The following is a 21,033-nucleotide window of genomic DNA, read 5'->3' as shown; positions in this document are numbered from 1 at the left end:
GATGGTTCGCCAGTTAGGGCATTTCACCGTTTCACGGAAACGGCGAAATGCCCTATCTCCTTGTTTTGGGGCAATTCCGGGCGGAAAACCGCTCACACTTTTCCTGGAATTGCTCTAATCGCTACTTGCGCGGCGGCCCCTTGCGTTCGGCCGAAGCCGCCCAGAGGTTGATGTCGGACTCGCGGGCGTGGCTGTCGATCTCGGCGAGCTCGGTGTCGGAGAACTCGAGCACCTTGAGCGCGCCGACGCAATCCTCGACCTGTTCCGGCCGACTGGCCCCGATCAGCGCCGTGGTCACGCGGCCTTTGCGCAGCACCCAGGCCAGCGCCATCTGCGCCAAGGTTTGGCCGCGGCGACCGGCAATGGCGTTGAGCGCCTTGATGTTGGCGATCGACTTGTCGTTGATGAAGGCCGGTCGCAACGACTTGCCCTGAGATGCGCGGCTGCCCTCGGGGATGCCGCCGAGATATTTGTCGGTCAGCATGCCCTGCGCCAGCGGCGAGAACACGATCGAGCCGATGCCGAGCCCCTCCAGCGTGTCGAGCAGCCCATCCTCCTCGACCCAGCGGTTGAGCATCGAATAGCTCGGCTGGTGGATGAGGCATGGCGTGCCGAGCTGGCGCAAAATGTCGGCTGCTTCCCGCGTGCGCTGCGAATTGTAGGACGAGATGCCGGCATAGAGCGCCTTGCCCGAGCGCACCGCGTAGTCGAGCGCACCCATCGTTTCTTCGAGCGGCGTCTCGGGATCGAAACGGTGCGAATAGAAGATATCGACATAGTCGAGCCCCATGCGCTTGAGACTCTGGTCGAGGCTGGCCAGCACATATTTGCGGCCGCCCCATTCGCCGTACGGACCGGCCCACATCTCGTAGCCGGCCTTGGTCGAGATGATCATCTCGTCGCGATAGGCGGCGAAATCGGTGCGCAGGATCTCGCCGAACGCGGTTTCGGCCGAACCGGGCGGCGGGCCGTAATTGTTGGCGAGATCGAAATGCGTGATGCCGAGGTCGAAGGCCTTGCGCACAATCGCCTGCTTGGTCCTGTGCGGCGTGTCGCTGCCGAAATTGTGCCATAGCCCGAGCGAGATCGCCGGCAGCTTCAGGCCGGACCGTCCGCAGCGGTTATAGATCATCTTCTCGTAGCGATTTTCGGCGGCGACATAGGGCATGGGAATCCTCGGGATCGAAACGGCGCGGCGACCACCGCCAACCTGATTTGAATCGATGCTTGCCCCTAACCCTTACCCTCTCCCCGCCGGAACGGGGAGAGGGGTTGCCACCTACTTTTTCTTCGCCAGCAACGCCTTCGCGTCCTTGACGCCGAGCGCGGCCGGCCGCTCGCAGGTCGTCTGCATGGCGACATATTTGCCGCTTTCGCCCGAGCGCAGGATGCCTGTCATGACATCGACGGCGTGCAGCGCCAGCTCCATCGAGCAGCGGTGCGGCCGCCCTTCGCCAATCGCGATTGCCATGTCGGCAAGGCCGGCGGTGCGATAATTAGCCATCATGCCCTGGCCGTGCATCTCGTTCGGCACGCCGAACGGATGATTCCACTTGGGCAGCCTCTTCACCGGCTTGGCCGAGTCGGTGAAGCGTACATCGCCGCCGAAGAAATTCGGATCCGGCACGAAGACGGTGCCCAATTCGCCGTAGAGCTCCATCGGCGCGTGGCCATGGCTCCAGACGTCCCAGCTGGTGTTGAGCGTGATCACCGCGCCATTCGCGAATTCGAGCAGCGCATGGATGGTGGTCGGCGTGTTCACCGGGATCTTCTCGCCCGCCCGCGGTTTGGAGCTGATGGTGCGCTCCTTGGCCGGCGTCGTTGCGAAGGCGGCCACCTGCTTCACCGGCCCGATCAGCTGGATCAGGTTGGTGACATAGTATGGCCCGATGTCGAGCACCGGGCCGGCGCCCGGCTGGAAGAAGAAATCCGGGTTGGGGTGCCAGTGCTCCATGCCGTGGCCCATCACATGGCAGGTGCCGCTGGTGATCGCGCCGAGCTTGCCGCTGTCGATGAGATCGCGGACCAGTTGGTGCGCGCCGCCGAGGAACGTGTCCGGCGCCGAACCGATGCGCAGGCCCTTCTTCTCGGCCCGTTTCTTGAGATCGAGCCCTTCCTCGATCGACAAGACGAACGGCTTTTCCGAATAGACATGCTTGCCGGCATCGAGCACCGCTTTGGAGATTTCGTAGTGCACCGCCGGAACCGTCAGGTTGACGATGATGTCGATCTCGTCGTCCTTGAGCAGGTCGTTGACCGTCTCGGCGCGCAGCTTGAACTCCTTCGCCCGCGCTTTCGCGGCCTCCATGTTGATATCCGCGCAGGCGCGCATCTTGATGCCGCGGAACAGCGGCGCCAGCGAGAAATACGCCTTCGAGATGTTGCCGCAGCCGATGACGCCGATGCCAAGTTTTTCTGCCATTTCGATTACTCCTGCCAGCTCTTGGCTGCTGCGATTGAGCGGCGGGCATAGCGCTCGATGTCGTTGGGGTTGTCCTGCTCCATGACGAAATACTGCGCCGCGCTCTCGGCGCGCAACGTCTTGAACAGGCCCGCCCAGTCGATCGTGCCGTGACCGACATCGGACCAGCCGTCCTCGTCCAGCCCCTCGCCCGGCTTCGCCATGTCCTTGACGTGGACGGCAACGATCCGCTTGCCATGCTTCTCGATCCAGGGCAGCGGATCGGCGCCGCCGCGCACCACCCAGGCGACGTCCATTTCCCAGCCGATGTCCGGTGCCGCGGACAGGATGTGGTCCTGCGGCAGCGAGCCGTCCGCAAGCGCCTTGAACTCGAAATCGTGGTTGTGCCAGGCAAAGCCGTAGCCAGCCTTTTTTGCCACCTCGCCGACCTTGGCCAGGCGCTCGCCGAAGCCGCGCCAGCCGGCGGCGTCGGACGGCCGCTGATCGGGCATCAGATAGGGGCAGATCAGCAGCCTGATGCCGAGCGCGTCGGCGATCTTGCGCACGCCGTCGAAATCGTTCTCCAGCGCCTCGATCGAGAAATGCCCGGTCGGCATCGCAAGCCCGTTCTTGTCGAGCTCGGCGCGAAACGCCTTCGGGTCGTCATAGACGCCGCCAAAGCCTTCGACCTGGCTGTAGCCGAGCTCGCCGAGCATTTTCACCACTTCGTTCCATGGTTGAAAATTGCGAGCGCTGTAGAGTTGGAATGACCAGTTCATGTCCTGTCCGTTCTGCTTGGGAGGTTAAAGGCGGTTGCCGGTCTGGGCGTCGAAAAGCGAAGCGCGCATCGGATCGAAGCCGACGGTCACCGCCTCATCATTCCGGGGCGTGCGCTCCGAGGTAACCCGGACGCTGAATTTCTGTTGGGCGAGCTGCAGCCAGACCAGCGTGTCAGAGCCCATCGGTTCCACCACTTCGACTTTGCTGGCCGCCGAGAACGGCCAGCCGGCGCCGCTGTTCAGACTCACATGTTCGGGCCTGATGCCGAACACGGCTGGTCCGGGTTCCGGCTGCCGATCGAAATCATAGGTACTGAGTGGAATCTTCAGACCGTCGGCGAGAAAATGCCAGCCGCCATCGGCGTTTTCCAAATGGCCGTCGACAAAGTTCATCGCCGGCGAGCCGAGGAAGCCGGCAACGAAGCGATTGACCGGACGGTTGTAGATGGTCTGCGGCGCGTCGAGCTGCTGGATGACGCCGCCCTTCATCACCGCGATGCGGTCGGCGAGCGTCATTGCCTCGATCTGGTCGTGGGTGACGTAGATCATGGTGTTTTCGAGCTTGCGGTGCAGCAGCTTGATCTCGACGCGCAGTTCCGCCCGCAGCTTGGCATCGAGATTGGAGAGCGGCTCGTCGAACAGGAAGACGTCGACGTCGCGCACCAGTGCCCGCCCGATCGCTACGCGCTGGCGCTGGCCGCCGGAGAGCGCCGAGGGCTTGCGCTGCAACAGCGGCTCGATCTGCAGGATCTCGGCGGCGCGTGCGATGCGCCTGGCGATCTCGTCCTTGGCCAGGCCGGCAACGCGGAGACCGAAGGACAGGTTCTTCTCGACCGTCATCTGCGGATAGAGCGCGTAGGACTGGAACACCATGCCGATGCCGCGGTCCTTAGGCTCCTCCCAGGTGACGTTCTTGCCCTTGATGAAGATGCGGCCTTCCGAAATGTCGAGCAGGCCGGCGATGCAGTTGAGCAAGGTGGATTTGCCGCAGCCGGACGGTCCCAGAAGCACGATGAACTCGCCCTCGGCGACGTCGAGATTGAGCGTTTTCAGCACCGACATCACACCGAAATTGAGCGACAGGTCCTGGATCGAAACGCTGGGATTGGCGATTGCCGCTGCCATCATCATCCTTTCACTGCGCCGGCCGCGATGCCGCGCACGAAGAGCTTGCCGGAAATGAAATAGACGATGAGCGGAACGAGTCCGGTGAGGATCGTCGCGGCCATGTTGACGTTGTATTCCTTCACGCCCTGCACCGAATTGACGATGTTGTTGAGCTGCACCGTCATCGGGTAGGTGTCGGGGCGCGTGTAGACGACGCCGAACAGGAAGTCGTTCCAGATGCCGGTGACCTGCAGGATGATGGCGACGACGAAGATCGGCAGCGACATCGGCAGCATGATGCGCAGATAGATGCCCCAGAAACCGGCGCCGTCGACGCGCGCCGCGCGGAACAGTTCCTCCGGCATCGACGTGAAATAGTTGCGGAACAAGAGCGTCAGGATCGGCATGCCGAAGATCGAATGCACGATCACAAGGCCGGTCAGCGTGCCGTATATGCCGACCTCGCGCAGGATGATGACGATCGGGTAGATCATCACCTGGTAGGGGATAAAGGCGCCGACGATCAGGATGATGAAGAAGGTGTCGGCGCCCTTGAAGCGCCAGTTGGCCAAGGCATAGCCGTTCACCGAGGCGATCGCGATCGACAGCAGCACCGACGGCACGGTGATGCGCACCGAATTCCAGAAACCGCGCGAAAGCCCGTCGCAGTTGAGGCCGGTGCAGGCGGTCGCCCAGGCTTTCACCCAGGGTTCGAAGGTGATTTCCACCGGCGGCGAGAAGATGTTGCCGAGGCGGATTTCCGGCATGCCCTTGAGCGACGTGACGATCATCACGTAGAGCGGCAAAAGGTAATAGAGCGCCACCACGATCAGCGTGCCGTAGAGGAAGATGTTGCGGCGCGAGAGCGCATGCCGCGGCTTCGCGCCGGCAGGCCCGGCTTCGTCGCGCCGAAGGACGCCCGCATCAGATGGGGAGGCAGCGACATCAACCACGCCGGCGGCCTCCGAATTCGAGATAGGCCCATGGCACGATGACGATCATCACCGAGAGCAGCATCATGGTCGAGGCGGCGAAACCCTGGCCGAGATTCTGGGCGAAGAACATGTAGTCGTAGACGTATTTTGCCGGCACTTCGGAGGCGATGCCCGGCCCGCCGCTGGTCTGCGCCACGACGAGGTCATAGACCTTGACGATGCCGGCGGCGATGATGACCAGCGTGGTGATGAAGACCGGCCGCATCATCGGGATGACGATGAACACGTAGGTCTTCCACATCGGGATGCCGTCCACTCGCGCCGCCTTCCATATGTCTTCGTCGATGCCGCGCAGGCCGGCAAGCATCAGGCACATGATCAGCCCCGTGCCCTGCCAGAGCGCGGCGATGGAAATGCCGTAGATAACGATGCTGGAATTATAGAGCGGGTCGAAGCTGAAGCCCGTCCAGCCGAGGTCGCGCACGACGCGCTGGATGCCGAAATCCGGGTTGAGCAGCCATTGCCAGACCAACCCGGTGACGATGAAGGACAGCGCGAATGGATAGAGGAAGATGGTGCGGAACGTATCCTCGAAGCGGATCTTCTGGTCGAGGAGCGCCGCCAGGACGAAGCCGATCACCAGCGAGAACACCAGCGAGATCACGCCGTAGATCAGGAGGTTCTCGATCGAGATCAGCCAGCGCGGCGTCGCCCACAACCGATAATACTGGTCGAGGCCGACGAAGTTGAGCCGTGGCAGCAGCTTCGAATTGGTGAAGGAGTAGAGAACCGTCCAGGCCGTGCCGCCGACGAACACCACAAGCGCGGTGAGCACCATCGGAATCGATGCGATCTTCGCATTGAGGTTACGGAAAAGCTGGTTGGGACGTTCGCTATTGCTCATCTCGACAGCCGGGCTGGGGCAATGAGGACATCATGCTCCCGACCCCCGTTAGGCAGGGACCGGGAGCTGGCGGGGCGCCGGTAGATCAATCGGCCGAAGCGATGATGGCGGCGAAGCGCTTCTGCGCCTCTTCGACCGTCATGTCCGGCTTGGCGAAGAACTCGGAGAACAGGTCCTCCTTCTGCTTCTGGCTGTCCTGCGAAAGCAGTTGGTCCGTCCACGGCATGACGGCGCCCTTGGCGAGGATGGCGAGGCCCTTCTTCATGCAGTCGTTCGCCGCGTTGAGGTCGACGTCGCCACGCACCGGCAGCGAGCCCTTCTTGAGGTTGAAGGCGACCTGGGTCTTCGGATCGAGCAAGGTCTCGGCGAGCACCGCCTGCGCCTTCGTCTTTGCCTCATCCTTGAGCAGCGGGAAGTAGAAGGCATCGCCGCCCGTGGCAATGACTTCGTTCAGGCCGAGGCCGGGCAGGCAGGTATAGTCCTTGCCGGCCGTCTTGCCGGCAACCTGGAACTCGCCCTGCGCCCAGTCGCCCATGATCTGGCCGGCGGCCTTGCCGGTGATGACCAGATTGGTGGCCTGGTTCCAGTCCTGCACATTGGTGTTCTTGGCCATCTTGCGGGCGTCGTCCGCCGCCTTGAACACCTTGGCGATCTCCGGGCCTGCCGCGAAGGTGGCGTCCTTGTCCTTGTAGACCTTGAGGAACGTGTCGGTGCCCCCGGTCGCGGCCATCAGCACGTCGAAGGCGCCCGAGGCTTGCCACGCCTGTCCGCCGACCGCGAGCGGAATGATGCCCGCCTTTTCCAGCGCCGGCGCATCCGCCACGAATTCATTCCAGTCCTTCGGCACAGGCAGGCCGGCCTTCTGGAAGGCCTCGTTGGAGAGCCACAGCCACTGCCAGGAATGGATATTGACCGGCACGCAATAGATCTTGCCGTCGATGGTGCAACTATCAAGCAGGCTCTTCGGCCGCACGATCTCCGTCCACTTGTCCTTGGTGGCGATATCGGTGAGGTCGCGCATCAGCCCGGCCTGCACCAGTTCCTCGGCCTGGCGGCCGTGGTTGAACTGGGTGGCGCCCATTGGATCGCCGCCGGTGATGCGGCTGATCATGATCGGCCGCGCCGTGCCGCCGGAGCCTGCAATGGCGCCGTCGACCCAGTGGTTGCCCGTCGCGTCGAAAGCCTTGGCAAGCTCGGCCACCGCTGCCGCCTCGCCGCCGGAAGTCCACCAATGGGTGACTTCCAGGTCGGTCGCGGCCGCCGGACCGGCGAAATTGAGCGCAACTGTCGCGGCAAAGGCAGCAGTCAGGAATTTGTATCGCATTTCGGCTCCTCCCAGAATCTGAAACGTTACAGATTTTCGATACGGCAAATGATCCGCCCAGGCAACCCCTCGCCTTGAGGCCGGCCAAGATTTTTTCGCGACGCGAACAAAATCTTTCTCCCGAGGCGGCAATGTCGGTGTCAGATCAGTCGATTGGTGCCAAAAGAAGGCCCAGACCGATATTTCTTTGTGATTCCAGCGGCTTTCGGCTCCTCTCCGCATCCGCGATGCCGGCGGCGCGACCTTGCCGGTTGATCACGAAGATTGGCAATCTGTAACGTTTCAGTATATTGAGCCGAGCCGCAAACTGAAGGTCGCGCAAATGTCACCGCCGCACGATTGCCGGTCGGCCCCGCGACTGCTATGCGCCTGACGGGCGGGACGATGGATAGACGGATAACGAAGAAGGGCGACGACGACACGTCGGGCAAGGAACGGCCGACGTTGAAGACGCTTGCCTTCATGACCGGGCTGGGCGTCACGACAGTCTCGCGCGCGCTGAAGGATGCGCCCGAGATCGGCGCCGAGACCAGGCGCCGCGTCCAGCTCGTCGCCAAGCAGATCGGCTATCGCCCGAACCGCGCCGGCGTGCGCTTGAGAACCGGCAAGACCAACGTGATATCGCTTGTGCTGAACACCGAGCACGAGCTCATGAGCTTCGTCTCGGACATCATCTACGGCGTCACCGAGGTGATCGCCGACACGCCCTACCATCTGATCGTCACGCCCTATTCGCGCTCGCAGGATCCGCTGGACCCGGTGCGCTATCTGGTCGAGACGGGCTCGGCCGACGGCGTCATCATCTCGCGCACCCAGCCCAACGATCCACGGGCGCGCTATATGCTGGAGCGCGGCATTCCCTTCGCCACGCATGGCCGCACCGACATGGGGCTGGTGCATCCCTATCACGACTTCGACAATTATGCCTTTGCCGGCGAAGCCGTCCGCTACCTCGCCGGCAGGGGCCGCCACCGGCTTGCCCTGGTGACGCCTCCGGCCGGCCTCACCTATCACGGCCATACGGTCGCCGGCTTTGCCGATGCGCTGAGTGAGGTGGGTGCCAGCGAGGTGCCGTTCAACACCGTCTCTATCGATCAGTCGATCGAGCAGATCAGGATGCGGACCGCGCAATTGATGCGGCGCAAGGACCGTCCGGACGGCTTTGTCAGCAGCGCCGCCGCCGCGACACTCGCCATCGTGGCCGGCATCGAGGATGCCGGGCTGAAGCTCGGCCGCGACGTCGACGTGGTGTCGAAACAATCGTCGGAACTGCTGCATCTGTTCCGGCGAGAGCTGCTCGTCGTCAACGAGAATTTCCGGCTCGCCGGCTCCGAGCTCGCCCGCGCCGTGCTCGGCTGGATCGGCGGCGCCGATCCAGGCACGCTGCAATCGCTCAGCACGCCGAGCGAGGTTTTGCCCTATCGCGGCTGACTGGCGCGACTTGAGGGGCAGGTCAGGCCGAGTCGAAAATGGTGGCTTCCGAGAACCGGAGCGGAGCGTACTTAAAGTACGTGAGCACCGGAAGCGCAGGAAGCCGCCATTTGCAGGCCGGCCTCACCTGGCCCTAGGCGGCCCCACTCCCCCATGGGCCATGAAACGCCCCCTCTTCCCCGATGCGCTCGAAGCCGTGCGCGCCGAAGAAGTCGCGCTGCGCCTGGATCAGGTTCGAGGTGCCGCGTCCTTGGCGGTAGCTGTCGAAATAGGCGAGCGCCGACGACAGCGCCGGCACCGGCGAGCCGGCCTCGGAGGCGCGCGCCACGATGCGCCTCAGCGACGGATGCGCCTCCTTCATCATGGCAATGAAGGCCGGCGCCATCAGCAGATTGGTGGAAGCGCTGCCTGAGCCGAAGGCCTCGGCCATCGTGTCCAGCATCTGCGAGCGGATGATGCAGCCGGCGCGCCAGATCTTGGCGATGGTCGGCATGGGCAGATTCCAGTTGAATTCCTTGGAGGCGCCGCTCATCACCGCGAAACCTTGCGCGTAAGCCGCGATCTTGCCGGCGAACAATGCCAACTCCAGGTCCTTGAGCAGCGCGCCGCTGTCGCCGGAAATCTTTTCGACGCCGATATTGCCATAGGCCTTTTCCGCCGCCTGCCGCTCATCCTTGATCGAGGACAGCACGCGCGCCGCGACCGCCGCCTCGATCGCCGTCGCCGGAATGCCGAGCTGCTGCGCTTCGATGACCGACCATTTGCCGGTGCCCTTCTGCCCGGCGCGGTCGAGGATGATGTCGGCAACCGGCTTGCCGGTCTTGGGATCGTCGGCGGCGAGAACTTTTGCGGTGATCTCGATCAGGTAGGAATTGAGCCGGCCCTTGTTCCATTCTTCGAAGACCTTGCCGATCTCCTTCGGCGCCATGCCGAGGCCGTCGCGCAAGATGCCGTAGATCTCGGCGATCATCTGCATGTCGGCATATTCGATGCCGTTGTGGATGGTCTTGACGAAATGGCCGGCGCCGTCGGTGCCGAGCCAGGCGGCGCAGGGCTCGCCCTTGAACTTGGCCGAGATCGCCGTCAGCACTTTCTCGACGCGCTTCCAGGACTCCTCAGTGCCGCCGACCATGATCGAGGGGCCGTGCCGCGCGCCCTCCTCGCCGCCCGACACGCCCATGCCGATAAAGGTCAGGCCCGAGCCGGACAGCTCCGAGAAGCGGCGCATCGTGTCGCGGAAATTGGCGTTGCCGGCATCGATCACGATGTCGTTGGCCGACAGCACGCCGCGCAGCGCCGCGATCTGCTCGTCGACCGGCTTGCCGGCCAGCACCATGATGATGATCGGCCGCGGAGGCCGGATCGCGGCGGCGAGCTCCTCCAGGCTGTAGCAGGGAACGACCATGTCCTTCAGCGAACCGGCACTCTCGACAAAGGCGTCGGTGCGCGACGGCGTGCGGTTGAAGACTGCGATGCGGTGCCCGTGCTCGGCGATGTTGAGCGCCAGGTTGGAACCCATCGTGCCAAGGCCGATCAGGCCGATTTCGGCTTTTTCCATCGTTTCTTCCCTGCGTTCGGATGCTTCTTGTAGGCTGCGTCCTGGAGAACGCCTTTCCCAGATGAATGACGGGCCTTGGCGGCGGCGTCAACCGTCTCGCAGAATTGTGTCGAGGTCGGTGAGACCAAGGGTGAAGACTGAGGGCGAAATGGTGAATGGTGAATAGTGAAATGGACAGGCGAACGTCGTCGCGACGCGGAAACGAAAATCGCCTGCTATTCACCATTCACTATTCACCATTCACTCTCAATTTCACTCTGCGCGAATATTAATTGGCGCCTCGACCTTCACCACCTCGAAGTCCGAAACGAGGATATCGAGCCGGGCGTTCCAGCGGCCGGGAAGCGGGATAGCGAGATTGTCGATACGCCAGGTGCCGTCGCCGGGTTTTCTCGCCGGCCACTTGATCGGCTCGATGCCGGAATCCGGCTTCGACAGCACCAGCGTCACCGCCTTGGCGTCGAGAGGCCCGAAATCGCCGGTCATGATCATAATCGAAGCGGCGACCTCGCCGGCATGGCCTGGCGTGATGCTGAGATCGGCCATCGCCTTCAGCGCATGGACGTGGATCGACACCGGCTGCGCGGCGGCGATCGCCAGCGCGCGTGGCGGCGGGGTGAAGCGCCAGCCGGCGGCGACGCCGAAAATGGCAAGCACGATGACCACCTCGATGCCGATCGAGCGCGCCATCCGCCGCTGCACCTCGGTGTCGCCGGCCTCGGCGGGCGCGGTCAACGTCCAGCGGTTGATGGCGGCCAACGTGAACAGGAAGAGCAGCAGCGTGAGCTTGAGCAGCAGCAGCCGGCCATAAGCGGTATGGATCAGCGCCGCCGGCTGCTGCACTTGGATGATCGCCAGCACGATGCCGCTGGCGGCAAGGACAGCCACGACCGGCAGGATCGCGCGCGAGAAGCGCCGCAGAAAGACCTTCGCTTCCGCCGGCTGCTGCCGCAGCGCGAGGCCGAGCGGCGCCAGCGCGCCGGCCCAGAAGGCGATCGCGGTGCCGTGCAGGAATACCAGCGGCCGCGTCAGCCATTGCGGTTCGGCGGCGCTGGCGTGACCGCTCGCGGCAAGGGCCGCGCCAACACCGAGCAGTGGTACAGACGCCGCCAGCTTGCGCAAGCCCGACGGTCCGGCAAGAGAAAGCAAAGCCGAGCCGAGCGCGATCAGGCCGAGCAGCACCGTCCAGACGAAGCTCGTCTCGAGCGCGGTCTTCCAGACAGCCGGTGTCGCAAACCGGGCGAGCGGCGCGCCGAGCGCATCCAGCCCCTGCAGGCCGAGCGAAAGCGGCGCTCCGACGAGACCGATAAGAAGCGCCGCGCTGACGAAGCGTCGGCCGCGGCACCGGTCCTCGGCGAGCCAGGCAAGTGCGAACGCGCCGCCGATGCCGAGAAAAAGGCCGGCATAGAGAAACAGCTTGCCGAGCCAGATCGCTGCCCGCAGCGTCCAGTCGACGGCCTCACCCGCCACTGGTGCCGCGCTTGGCGCTCCTATGGAAAACAGCGCCGAGCCGCCTACCGGATGGCCGTCGACCGAAACGACCCGCCAACTCAGCACATGCGTGCCGGATTTGAGCGCATCGGGATTGTCGATCTCGACGGTCTGGTCCTTGAGGCGGAAGGATGTCAGCGCAAGCTGCGAGCCGTCCGGCCGCACAAGCGTCAGCACCAGCGGCGAGACGGGCTCGCTGAAGGTCAGCGAGAATTTGCCGGGACTTTGCGTCAGCACGGCGCCGTCAGCCGGGTCGGTCGCGACGAGCGCCGCATGCGCCAAGGCTCGGCCGGGCATCGCCAGCACCGCCATCGTCATGAGCGCTGCGAACAGCCAGGCAAGCAGGCCGATATGCCGGCCGGCCATGCGGTTCGCGGGGAAAGACTGTGCTGCGTTCATGCCGTCTTGATGGGAATGTGGTGGCGCGCCCCGAGGGAGCGCGCCAACAGAGATCATTTCTTCGGCAGCAATTTGATGCCGGGCGCAGGCGTTTCCAAGGCGTCCTCGTCCTGGCCGGCCGCCGGGATCTCGATCCAGCGCTCGGCGGCGTCGCCGCATTCCTGCACCACCGGGAAATAGAGCATCTGGCCGGCCGGCAGATCGGCCGCCAGCGAGGCGCGGAAGACGAACTCGTCATAGAATTCGTCGGGCAGATTGCCGCCGCTCCAGTCGATTTCCTTCACGCCGGTGGTCAAGGTCTCGCCATAGAGCTGGTAGGATTTCTCGTATCTGCCCTTCTTGACCTGCAGCGTCCAGCCGGGCTTGGGCATCGGCTTCACCGCTATGACGCCTTCGGGTATCTGCACGCGCACCGCGGTCGTTGCCTTGCCCTCGCAGCCATGCGGCACGCGCAAGACGGCCTTGTAGGTCGAGCCGACGGCCGCTTCCTGCGTGTCGAGCGTGATGTGGGCGAGCGCGGCATTGGTCCCGAGCGCGCAAAGCGCGCCCGCCGCCAAAACATACTTCTTCATGAATTGTGCCTCTGATTTCGAGTTGACGGGTTAGTCGGCGTGATCCATGTCCATATCGCCACTGCCCGTCTCGCTGATGCCTTCGACGGCGAACTCTACCTTGACGCTGCCGGCCTTCTCGAAGGTCAGCGTCGCAGGGAATTTCTCGCCCTGCTTCGGCTGCCGCTTCAGGCCGGTGAACATCAGGTGATAGGCGCCCGGCTTCAGCGCGACCTTGCCGCCGGCCGGGATCTCCAGCCCGCCCTCGACCGGCCGCATGGTCATGACGCCGTCCTTGACGCCCATCTCATGCAGTTCGGCCTTTTCGGAGATGTCGGAGGAGATCGACAGCAGCCGGTCCGGCGCGCTGCCGTTGTTGATCACGGTGAAATAGCCGCCGCCCACCTTGGCGCCCGGCGGCGTCGCCCGCGACCAGGGATGCTCGATCTCGAGATCGCCGACCTTGAACTCATGCGCTAGGGCGGCGGGAATGCAGGCCAAGAGAAAGAAAAGGCTGAGCACGGCAAGGCCAACGCGCAGCGGGAGGTGAAACGGCGGCGCGCCGCGAAGGGCGAAGGCTTGCGCTTTGGGAAGAAGATTGGACATGGTTGCTCCATGAGTACGGGATCGCGCCGGAATGCGGCCGCGAACAGTCTGATCTTTGGATGAATAGGCCTGCGGAAGGTTCCGCGGATCAGACCATCGCCGGCGGCGCGCGCGGATTGGCCGGAGAGCGGTCGCGGGCGAAATCCTGGTGCCGGAAGGCCGGAAGCTGGAAGGCGACGGCTTCGAAAAGCTGGGTCCCGGCCAGGACGCCGGCCTCCGGCGGCGGCAGATGCGCCGCCGAAACCATGTTGCAGCCGAGCGAGCAGCAGGCCGGCAGATGTTGTTGGTGGGGATCGCCGCCGGGGAGTTTTACAGCGCCTTCATGCGTGCAGATGACATTGCCGAAGGCGTCGACCTGCGAAGGCGCGCCGAAGGCGAAAGCGCCGAGAGAGGACTGAAGCAATAGAAGCAGCGCCGCGACGAACGCGGCCGGCATGCTCCATCGTCTCAGCCGGATATCCAACGCAAAGCCTCTCCCGGAAACGCGTCGACGGTAGCACGGGGAATGCGCGCGGGAAATCGGCAAAACCGCGCTGCGGCAACGCGGCGCGACGCGATTGTTTTTATGCATGTCGTTGTCCCAAAACCGCTGCACGCTTCTGGACGACATGCGTTAGGGTCTGTCGAGATTCAGGTCAGGAGCCGAGAATGGTGGCTTCCGAGAACCGGAGCGGAGCGTACTTAAGGTACGCGAGCACCGGAAGCGCAGGAAGCCGCCCTTCGCAGGCCGGCATCACCTGAATCTCGACAGACCCTAGGCGGGCTGCATCTGCCGCCCTTCGGGAATTGAGGTCAGCAGCGTCTGGCGCGCCGACTTCAGGTGCTTGCGACAGGCGGCGTCCACCTTGCCGGGATCGCGCGATTTCAGCGCCGCGATATAGGCGAGATGCTCCTGGATAGCGACCTCGTTGCGCTGGCGCTCCTCAGCCTTGTTCCACTGATAGTGGTAGTGGAAGATCATAGCGATGACATCGTAGAAGTCGACGATGAAGCGATTGTGCGAGGCGCGGTGGATCAGCCGGTGGAAGCGCTCGTCGAGCTCGGAGAATTCGTTGAAGCGCGTGGCGATCTCGCTGGCGAGCTGGCGATGCTCGAGTTCCAGCCGGTCAAGATCGGCCCATACCGCGCTATCTTCCGGCAGGGCGGCGAAAGCCGCCGCCGAACGCAGCTCGAAAATCTCGCGGATCTCGGTCAGCTCCAGCGCGAAGGCGCGCGTGAAACCCTTCAGCACCCAATGGCTGTTGCGCCGCTTCTCGATCAGACCGAAGCGCGAGAAGCGGATCAGGAATTCGCGCACGCTGGTAGTGCCGACGCCGATCTCGCGCGCCAGCTCCAGCTCGTTGATCTGCATGCCGGCTTCGGCGCCTCCCGCAAGCAGACGCCGCATGAAAGAGCGCTCGATGATCTCGGCCAGCGAGTCGGTCTCCTCCTCGGGGAAGAAGTCCTCGGACCGCGGCGCCCTGAGCACGGTCTTATTACGCTTGTTCCAGTCGATAAGCCCGGTTTCTTCCATGCGCGCAAGGATGCTGCGCACCGTGGTGCGGCTGACGCCGAGCAGCGTGCCGAGCTCAGGCTCCGACGGCAGGCTCTTGGTCTCGTCGAGCAACCTGAGGCAGCGGTTGAAGGCGTCCTTGTAGACATTGTTGCTTTTCGACATGCCCCGTATCCCCCAACGCTTGCGGCGGCCTGCCGGAAACGCGATATGATCGGTGTTCCTAGAGCAGTTCAGCATTTCTCGGAATCGCCGAACTGCGCTAAATCTTTGTTTCTGCGCAATTCCGGACGGAAAGCCGCTACGCCCTTTTCCTGGAATTGCTCTGGCGCAGGCCTCCGAAAAGCGGAACGCTTTTCGCCGGCTTGCCAAACGGGCGGCGCAGGCGTCCAAAAGACGAGCGCCGACCGAGCGAAAAAACAATTGACGCAAAATTGTTTTTTCCCGATAAAAGACATTACCTTTAAACGGGCGCAAGTCAATCCGCCCGCATTCCCAGGATCACCCAGGACAGCCGCCCGTGAACGTTGCAAACACCATCCTTCTCTCACCCTCCGATAATGTCGCCGTTGCCAACGGGCGCATCGAGATTGGAACGCCATTGCCGGGCGGCGCAACCGCGACTGCCGTGATCGAGCCGGGCCACAAGGTGGCGATCAAGCCGATCCCGGCGGGCGAAGCGGTTGTGAAATACGCGCAGGCGATCGGCCGCGCCACGCAAGACATTGCGCCCGGCGAGCATGTTCATTCGCACAATCTGGTTTTCGAGAGCGGCCGCTTGCCGGTGGTGCCGCCGAGCGAGGCCGAGCACGCCACCGAGGCCGACCGCAAGCGCACCTTCCTGGGCTACCGCCGCGCCGACGGGCGCTCCGGCACGCGCAACTTCATCGGCATCATCGCCAGTGTCAATTGCTCGTCGACCGTCTGCCATGCCATTGCGGACGAAGCCAACCGCACGCTTCTGCCGAAATATCCCGGCATCGACGGTTTCGTGCCGATCGTGCACGGCCAGGGCTGCGGCATGAGCGCCACCGGCGACGGCATGATGGTTCTGCACCGCACTTTAGCCGGCTATGCGCGCCATCCGAATTTCGGCGGCGTGCTAATGGTGGGCCTGGGCTGCGAGGTCAACCAACTCACGCTTTACGGCCAGAAGGGCGTGGCCGCGGGAAAGCGGCATTTCAACATCCAGGAAGCCGGCGGCTCGCGCAAATCGGTCGAGCGCGCGATGGGCGTTCTGGCCGAGATCGCCGAGGAAGTGGGCCAGCTGCAGCGTGAGCCGATCCCGGTCTCGGAGATCGTCGTCGGGCTGCAATGCGGCGGCTCGGACGGCATGTCCGGCATCACGGCAAATCCGGCATTGGGCGCCGCCGTCGATATCCTGGCAGACTGCGGCGGCATCGGCATCTTGTCGGAGACCACCGAGATCTATGGCGCCGAGCATCTGCTGGCCTACCGCGCCGCCTCGCCCGAGATCGCCGCCAAGCTTGACGGCTTTGTGAAGTGGTGGGAGGACCATACCGCCAAGCACGGCGCCTCGATCGACAACAATCCCTCGCCCGGCAACAAGCGCGGTGGCCTGACCACGATCCTCGAGAAATCACTGGGCGCGGTCGCCAAGGGCGGCCAGACGCCGCTCAACGGCGTTTTCGGCTATGCCGAGAAAGTCTCGGGCAGCGGCCTGGTGTTCATGGACACGCCCGGCTACGATCCGGTTTCGGCCACCGGCCAGGTCGCCGGCGGCGCCAATGTCATCGTCTTCACCACCGGCCGCGGCTCCTGCTTTGGCTGCCGGCCGACGCCGTCGATCAAGGTCGCCACCAATTCGACCATGTATCACCAGATGGAAGAGGACATGGACGTCAATTGCGGGGTTATCGCCTCGGGCGAGAAGACCATCGCCGGCATGGGCCGCGAGATCTTCGAGCTGATCATCGAGACGGCGTCCGGCCGCAAGACCAAGAGCGAGGCGTTCGGCTACGGCGACAACGAATTCGTGCCGTGGCACCTCGGCGCGACGCTTTAATCAAAGGCCGTTATCGCGTCGGAAGCGCCCCCCGACAACAGGAGGCGACCTTCACAACCGTGCAGGCTTTTCTATGGAATGAACATTCCATATTGACAGAAATATGAAATTATTGTTCCATGCCGATAAGGAGGAACGGGAGCATCCGAGCACTGCCCAGGGACGAGCCGAACGGACTTAGCCCGCATCGCGCACGGCAGCAGACATCGCTTGCGTCGGTCACGGCAATGCTCTATCAAAAAACGGTATCTGTTTTTTATTGATAAAGTTCTGTTTGGGCCGCGCCTATCCAGATGGAGCTTCCGCAACCTTCACCAGGCGACTTAGGGAGGAACCTAATGAAACTCGTGACCAGCCTTCTCAACCGCCGCGCCTTCGTGGCTTTGGCCGCCGCTTCGATGCTCGCCGGCGCGATGCATTCCGCGCCCGCCTCGGCGGCCGACGTGACCATTCCGATCATCGTCAAGGATACCACATCCTTCTACTGGCAGATCGTTCTGGCCGGCGCCCGCAAGGCCGGCAAGGATCTCGGCGTCAACGTGCCGGAACTCGGCGCCCAGGCCGAAACCGACGTCAACGGCCAGATCTCGATCCTGGAAAACGCCGTCGCCAGCAACCCGGCGGCCGTCGTCATCTCGCCGACCGAGTTCAAGGCGCTCGGCAAGCCGATCGACGAGGCTGCCTCCAAGGTCAAGGTCATCGGCATCGACTCCGGCGCCGATTCCAAGGCCTTCACCTCCTTCCTGACCACCGACAACGTGCAGGGCGGCCGCGTCGCCGCTGACGGCCTCGCCGCCGCAATCGGCGCCGCCAACGGCGGCAAGGTGGAAGGCAAAGTCGCGCTGATCACGGCACTTCCCGGCGCCGGCTCGCTCGAGCAGCGCAAGCAAGGCTTCATCGAACAGATCAAGGCCAAGTATCCGGGCCTCGAGCTTGTCGCCGACAAATATGCCGACGGCCAGGCCACCACCGGCCTCAACATCGCGACCGACCTGATCACCGCCAATCCGGACCTCAAGGGCATCTTCGCCTCGAACCTGATCATGGCGCAGGGCGTCGGCCAGGCGATCGCCGAAAACAATCTCGGCGGCAAGGTGGCGCTGATCGGCTTCGACAGCGACGAAAAGCTGATCAAGTTCCTCAATGACGGCGTCATCTCGGGCCTGGTCGTCCAGGATCCGTACCGGATGGGCTATGACGGCATCAAGACCGCCTTGGCCGCCTCGAAGGGCGAGAAGGTCGAGGCCAATGTCGACACCGGCGCGAACCTCGTCACCAAAGACAACATGAAGGATCCCAAGATCGACGCGCTGCTCAACCCGAAGCTCAAGTGAGCAGCATCGCGACAGTCGTTTCCGGGGCCTCGCGCCCCGGAAACATCCATCGGGGCGATTTGGAAATTCGCCGGCCCGATTTAGGCTCCGCCTTCAAGATGCGCGCCAGACGCATCGCTGCGTACCCAATGGTTGAGGCCAATCTGGGAGGATTGTCATGACGTCGACGGCGCAGGAATCGCATCCGGCCCCCACGCTGGAACCGGGCAGGACGATCCTCGAGCTCAACGGCCTGGAAAAGCGCTACCCCGGCACGCATGCGCTGAAACCTGTGCATCTTGCCTTCAAGGCAGGCGAGATCCACGCGATCGTCGGCGAGAACGGCGCCGGCAAGTCGACCCTGATAAAACTCCTGACCGGCGTCATGCCGCGCACCTCCGGCGAGGTGATCTGGGAAGGCAAGCCGACCGCCTTGGCCACGCCGCATGAGGCGATGGCGCTGGGCATCAACGCCGTCCACCAGGAGGTGGTGCTCTGCCGCCATCTCACCGTCGCCGCCAACATGTTCCTCGGCGAGGAGGAGTCACGCTTCGGCCTCCTGCAGCAGCGCGCCATGGTCAAGGACGCGCAGAAGATCATCGACGGGCTGGGCTTCGACTTGCCGGCGCATGTCATGCTTGGCGATCTCACCATCGGCCAGCAGCAATTGATCGCCGCGGCGCGGGCCACCGTGCGCGGCACCAAATTCCTGATTTTCGACGAGCCTACCGCTTACCTCACCCGCAAGGAGGCCGACCAGCTCTTCAAGCTGATCCGGCGGCTCAAGGGCGAAGGCGTCACCATCATCTATATCAGCCACCGCATGGAGGAAGTGTTCGAGCTCGCCGACCGCGTTTCCGTGCTGCGCGACGGCACTCTGGTCGGCACCCGCAACATCGGCGAGACCGACGAGCCCGAACTGGTCAAGCTGATGATCAACCGCTCGATCGAGCAGATCTACCACAAGGAACATTTCACCCCCGGCGCCACGATTGTCGAGACGAGGAACCTTTCGGGCAAAGGCTTCGAGAATGTCTCGGTGACCGTCCGCGCCGGCGAGATCGTCGGCCTCTATGGCCTGATCGGCGCCGGCCGCAGCGAGTTCGTCACCACGCTTTACGGCCGCCACAGGAAATCGGCGGGCCAGATCCTATGGCAAGGCGAGGAGGTCCAGGTCAATTCCGAGCATGACGCGATCCGGCTCGGCATGGCGCTGGCTCCGGAAAGCCGCCGCGACCAGGGCCTCTGCCTCAATTTGCCGGTCGGCACGAACCTCAACCTGCCGATCTACAAGCGCATCTCCAGCAATTTTCTGATCTCCGGCGCCAAGGAGAAGGCCGAGGCCGACCGCCAGATCGCCGATCTCAGGATCAAGACACCGACGCGCCATGCGCTGGCTTCAAGCCTCTCCGGCGGCAACCAGCAGAAGATCGTCATTGGCAAATGGCTGGCGCATGGCGCCAAGCTGTTCATCTTCGACGAGCCGACGGTGGGCGTCGATGTCGGCACCAAGGCCGAGATCTACCGCCTGTTCTCGACGCTCTTGTCCAAGGGCGCCGGCATCATCCTGATCTCGTCCTATCTGCCGGAAGTCTATGAGCTTGCCGATACGCTGCACGTGTTCCGGCGCGGCAAGCTGGTCGCGACCCATGGTTTCCGGACCGCCAGCCACGAGGATATTTTGGGTCAGGCACTGGCCGAGAAACAAGAAAAGTCGGGAGGACAAAAATGAGCACCGAGGCGATCCCCGCCGAAAAACCCAAGCGCAATTTCAACGCCCTGTTCGGCCTGACGCTGCTTGGCCTTTTGCTCCTGATGTGGATCGTGCTGGCCGTCGCCACGCCGTCCTTCGCCACGACGCTCAACATCACCAACCTTCTGCGTCAGGGCTCGCTGATCGCCATCCTCGCCGTCGGCCAGACCTTCGTCATCATCACCGGCGGCATCGATCTGTCGGTCGGCGCGGTGGTCGGCTTCACCACCGTCATTGTCGCGCTTTTGATCAACGCCGGCTGGCCGATCTGGGCCGCGGTGCTGATCACGCTGCTGGTGGGCGTCGCCATCGGCCTCTTCCACGGCTTCGGCATCGTCAAGATGGGCCTGCCGCCCTTCATCATCACCTTGGCCACCATGACCTCGCTGCGCGGCATCGGCCTCCTGATGACGAACGGCAACTCGATCTCCATCAACAGCGACTCGTTCCAGGCTTTCTCGCGCGGCTCGCTCGCGGGCATTCCCTACCTGTTCTGGATGGTGATCCTGGTCGCCATTCCGTCCTACATCTTCCTGCACCACACGCGCTGGGGCCGCTACCTGTTCTCGGTCGGCTCCAACGCCGAGGCCGCGCGCCTGTCCGGCGTCAACGTGCCGCGCACCATCTTCATGGCCTATATCCTGTCCGGTCTTCTGGCGGCCATTGTCGGCGTGCTGCTGGCGTCGCGCATCGGCATCGGCAACCCGACGCAGGGCGACACCTATGAGCTGCAGGCCATCGCCTCGTCGGTGATCGGCGGCACCTCGCTGTTCGGCGCCATCGGCTCCGTGCATGGACCGCTGATCGGCTCCTTCATCCTTTCGACGATCAACAACGGCGCCAACCTGCTCAACGTCAACACCTTCTGGCAGCGCGTCATCACCGGCCTGCTGATCATCGTCATCGTCTACTTCGACGGCCTGCGTCGTCGCGGCAAATGACTCCTACGTGAAACTAACGCGC

The 21,033-nt window shown here is 63.6% G+C and carries 18 protein-coding genes; 5 read left to right on the top strand and 13 right to left on the bottom strand.

The features are described from left to right. Window positions 1-121: 121 nt before the first annotated feature. The 7 genes from mgrA to LB520_RS22055 form a co-directional block, all read right to left on the bottom strand. Window positions 122-1,168, bottom strand: coding sequence for an L-glyceraldehyde 3-phosphate reductase (gene mgrA / locus LB520_RS22085; protein ID WP_224639252.1), 1,047 nt, complete (start codon window positions 1,166-1,168; stop codon window positions 122-124). A gap of 111 nt (window positions 1,169-1,279) precedes the next feature. Beyond that, window positions 1,280-2,422, bottom strand: a complete 1,143-nt coding sequence (locus tag LB520_RS22080; protein ID WP_095769230.1) for a Gfo/Idh/MocA family protein — start codon at window positions 2,420-2,422, stop codon at window positions 1,280-1,282. 5 nt (window positions 2,423-2,427) lie between these two features. Continuing rightward, entirely contained in the window at window positions 2,428-3,180 is a 753-nt protein-coding gene (locus LB520_RS22075) for a sugar phosphate isomerase/epimerase family protein (RefSeq protein WP_224639250.1), read from the bottom strand. Window positions 3,181-3,204: 24 nt separating this feature from the next. After that, entirely contained in the window at window positions 3,205-4,305 is a 1,101-nt protein-coding gene (locus LB520_RS22070; RefSeq protein WP_224639239.1) for an ABC transporter ATP-binding protein, read from the bottom strand. 2 nt (window positions 4,306-4,307) lie between these two features. Continuing rightward, a complete protein-coding gene (locus LB520_RS22065) occupies window positions 4,308-5,240 on the bottom strand; it encodes a carbohydrate ABC transporter permease (protein ID WP_224639237.1) in 933 nt (310 codons plus the stop codon). Continuing rightward, complete coding sequence (locus LB520_RS22060; RefSeq protein WP_224548181.1) at window positions 5,233-6,126, bottom strand: carbohydrate ABC transporter permease; 894 nt, start codon at window positions 6,124-6,126, stop codon at window positions 5,233-5,235. Before LB520_RS22060 ends, LB520_RS22065 begins: the two co-directional genes overlap by 8 nt. An 85-nt stretch (window positions 6,127-6,211) precedes the next feature. Further along, on the bottom strand, window positions 6,212-7,450 hold the full coding sequence (locus LB520_RS22055; protein WP_140674079.1) for an ABC transporter substrate-binding protein: 1,239 nt from the start codon (window positions 7,448-7,450) through the stop codon (window positions 6,212-6,214). A 384-nt stretch (window positions 7,451-7,834) separates the two neighbouring features. Between LB520_RS22055 and LB520_RS22050 the strand changes: the two genes are divergently transcribed. Then, on the top strand, window positions 7,835-8,881 hold the full coding sequence (locus tag LB520_RS22050; protein WP_224639235.1) for a LacI family transcriptional regulator: 1,047 nt from the start codon (window positions 7,835-7,837) through the stop codon (window positions 8,879-8,881). 133 nt (window positions 8,882-9,014) lie between these two features. Here the strand turns inward: LB520_RS22050 and gndA are convergent, their stop codons facing one another. The 6 genes from gndA to LB520_RS22020 form a co-directional block, all read right to left on the bottom strand. Further along, the gene (gene gndA, locus LB520_RS22045; RefSeq protein WP_224639389.1) at window positions 9,015-10,502 is read right to left on the bottom strand and encodes an NADP-dependent phosphogluconate dehydrogenase; all 1,488 of its coding nucleotides are present in this window, start codon (window positions 10,500-10,502) and stop codon (window positions 9,015-9,017) included. A gap of 189 nt (window positions 10,503-10,691) precedes the next feature. Beyond that, window positions 10,692-12,296 carry a copper resistance CopC/CopD family protein gene (locus LB520_RS22040; protein WP_411969927.1) on the bottom strand — a complete coding sequence of 535 codons (1,605 nt, stop codon included), beginning with the start codon at window positions 12,294-12,296 and terminating at the stop codon, window positions 10,692-10,694. Window positions 12,297-12,382: 86 nt separating this feature from the next. Next, window positions 12,383-12,901 carry a YcnI family protein gene (locus tag LB520_RS22035; protein ID WP_224639230.1) on the bottom strand — a complete coding sequence of 173 codons (519 nt, stop codon included), beginning with the start codon at window positions 12,899-12,901 and terminating at the stop codon, window positions 12,383-12,385. A 30-nt stretch (window positions 12,902-12,931) separates the two neighbouring features. Then, entirely contained in the window at window positions 12,932-13,486 is a 555-nt protein-coding gene (locus tag LB520_RS22030; protein WP_224639229.1) for a copper chaperone PCu(A)C, read from the bottom strand. Between the two features lie 88 nt (window positions 13,487-13,574). After that, on the bottom strand, window positions 13,575-13,922 hold the full coding sequence (locus LB520_RS22025) for a hypothetical protein (protein WP_224639228.1): 348 nt from the start codon (window positions 13,920-13,922) through the stop codon (window positions 13,575-13,577). Window positions 13,923-14,240: 318 nt separating this feature from the next. Beyond that, the gene (locus LB520_RS22020) at window positions 14,241-15,143 is read right to left on the bottom strand and encodes a GntR family transcriptional regulator (protein ID WP_095769222.1); all 903 of its coding nucleotides are present in this window, start codon (window positions 15,141-15,143) and stop codon (window positions 14,241-14,243) included. Window positions 15,144-15,498: 355 nt separating this feature from the next. Here LB520_RS22020 and LB520_RS22015 point away from each other — a divergent pair, with 355 nt between their 5' ends. From LB520_RS22015 to LB520_RS22000, 4 genes are all read left to right on the top strand, one after another. Beyond that, window positions 15,499-17,004: a UxaA family hydrolase gene (locus LB520_RS22015; RefSeq protein WP_224639227.1), complete on the top strand. Its 1,506-nt coding sequence runs from the start codon at window positions 15,499-15,501 to the stop codon at window positions 17,002-17,004. Between the two features lie 338 nt (window positions 17,005-17,342). Continuing rightward, window positions 17,343-18,338 (top strand): ABC transporter substrate-binding protein, encoded by a 996-nt coding sequence (locus LB520_RS22010; RefSeq protein ID WP_224639215.1) that lies wholly within the window; start codon window positions 17,343-17,345, stop codon window positions 18,336-18,338. Between the two features lie 157 nt (window positions 18,339-18,495). Beyond that, window positions 18,496-20,049 carry a sugar ABC transporter ATP-binding protein gene (locus tag LB520_RS22005; protein WP_224639213.1) on the top strand — a complete coding sequence of 518 codons (1,554 nt, stop codon included), beginning with the start codon at window positions 18,496-18,498 and terminating at the stop codon, window positions 20,047-20,049. Then, the gene (locus LB520_RS22000; RefSeq protein WP_224639210.1) at window positions 20,046-21,011 is read left to right on the top strand and encodes an ABC transporter permease; all 966 of its coding nucleotides are present in this window, start codon (window positions 20,046-20,048) and stop codon (window positions 21,009-21,011) included. Before LB520_RS22005 ends, LB520_RS22000 begins: the two co-directional genes overlap by 4 nt. The last annotated feature ends 22 nt before the right edge of the window (window positions 21,012-21,033 follow it).

This window comes from Mesorhizobium sp. CA12 (assembly GCF_020165255.1).
Classification (GTDB): domain Bacteria; phylum Pseudomonadota; class Alphaproteobacteria; order Rhizobiales; family Rhizobiaceae; genus Mesorhizobium.
This window is presented reverse-complemented; position numbering and strand designations above follow the sequence as displayed.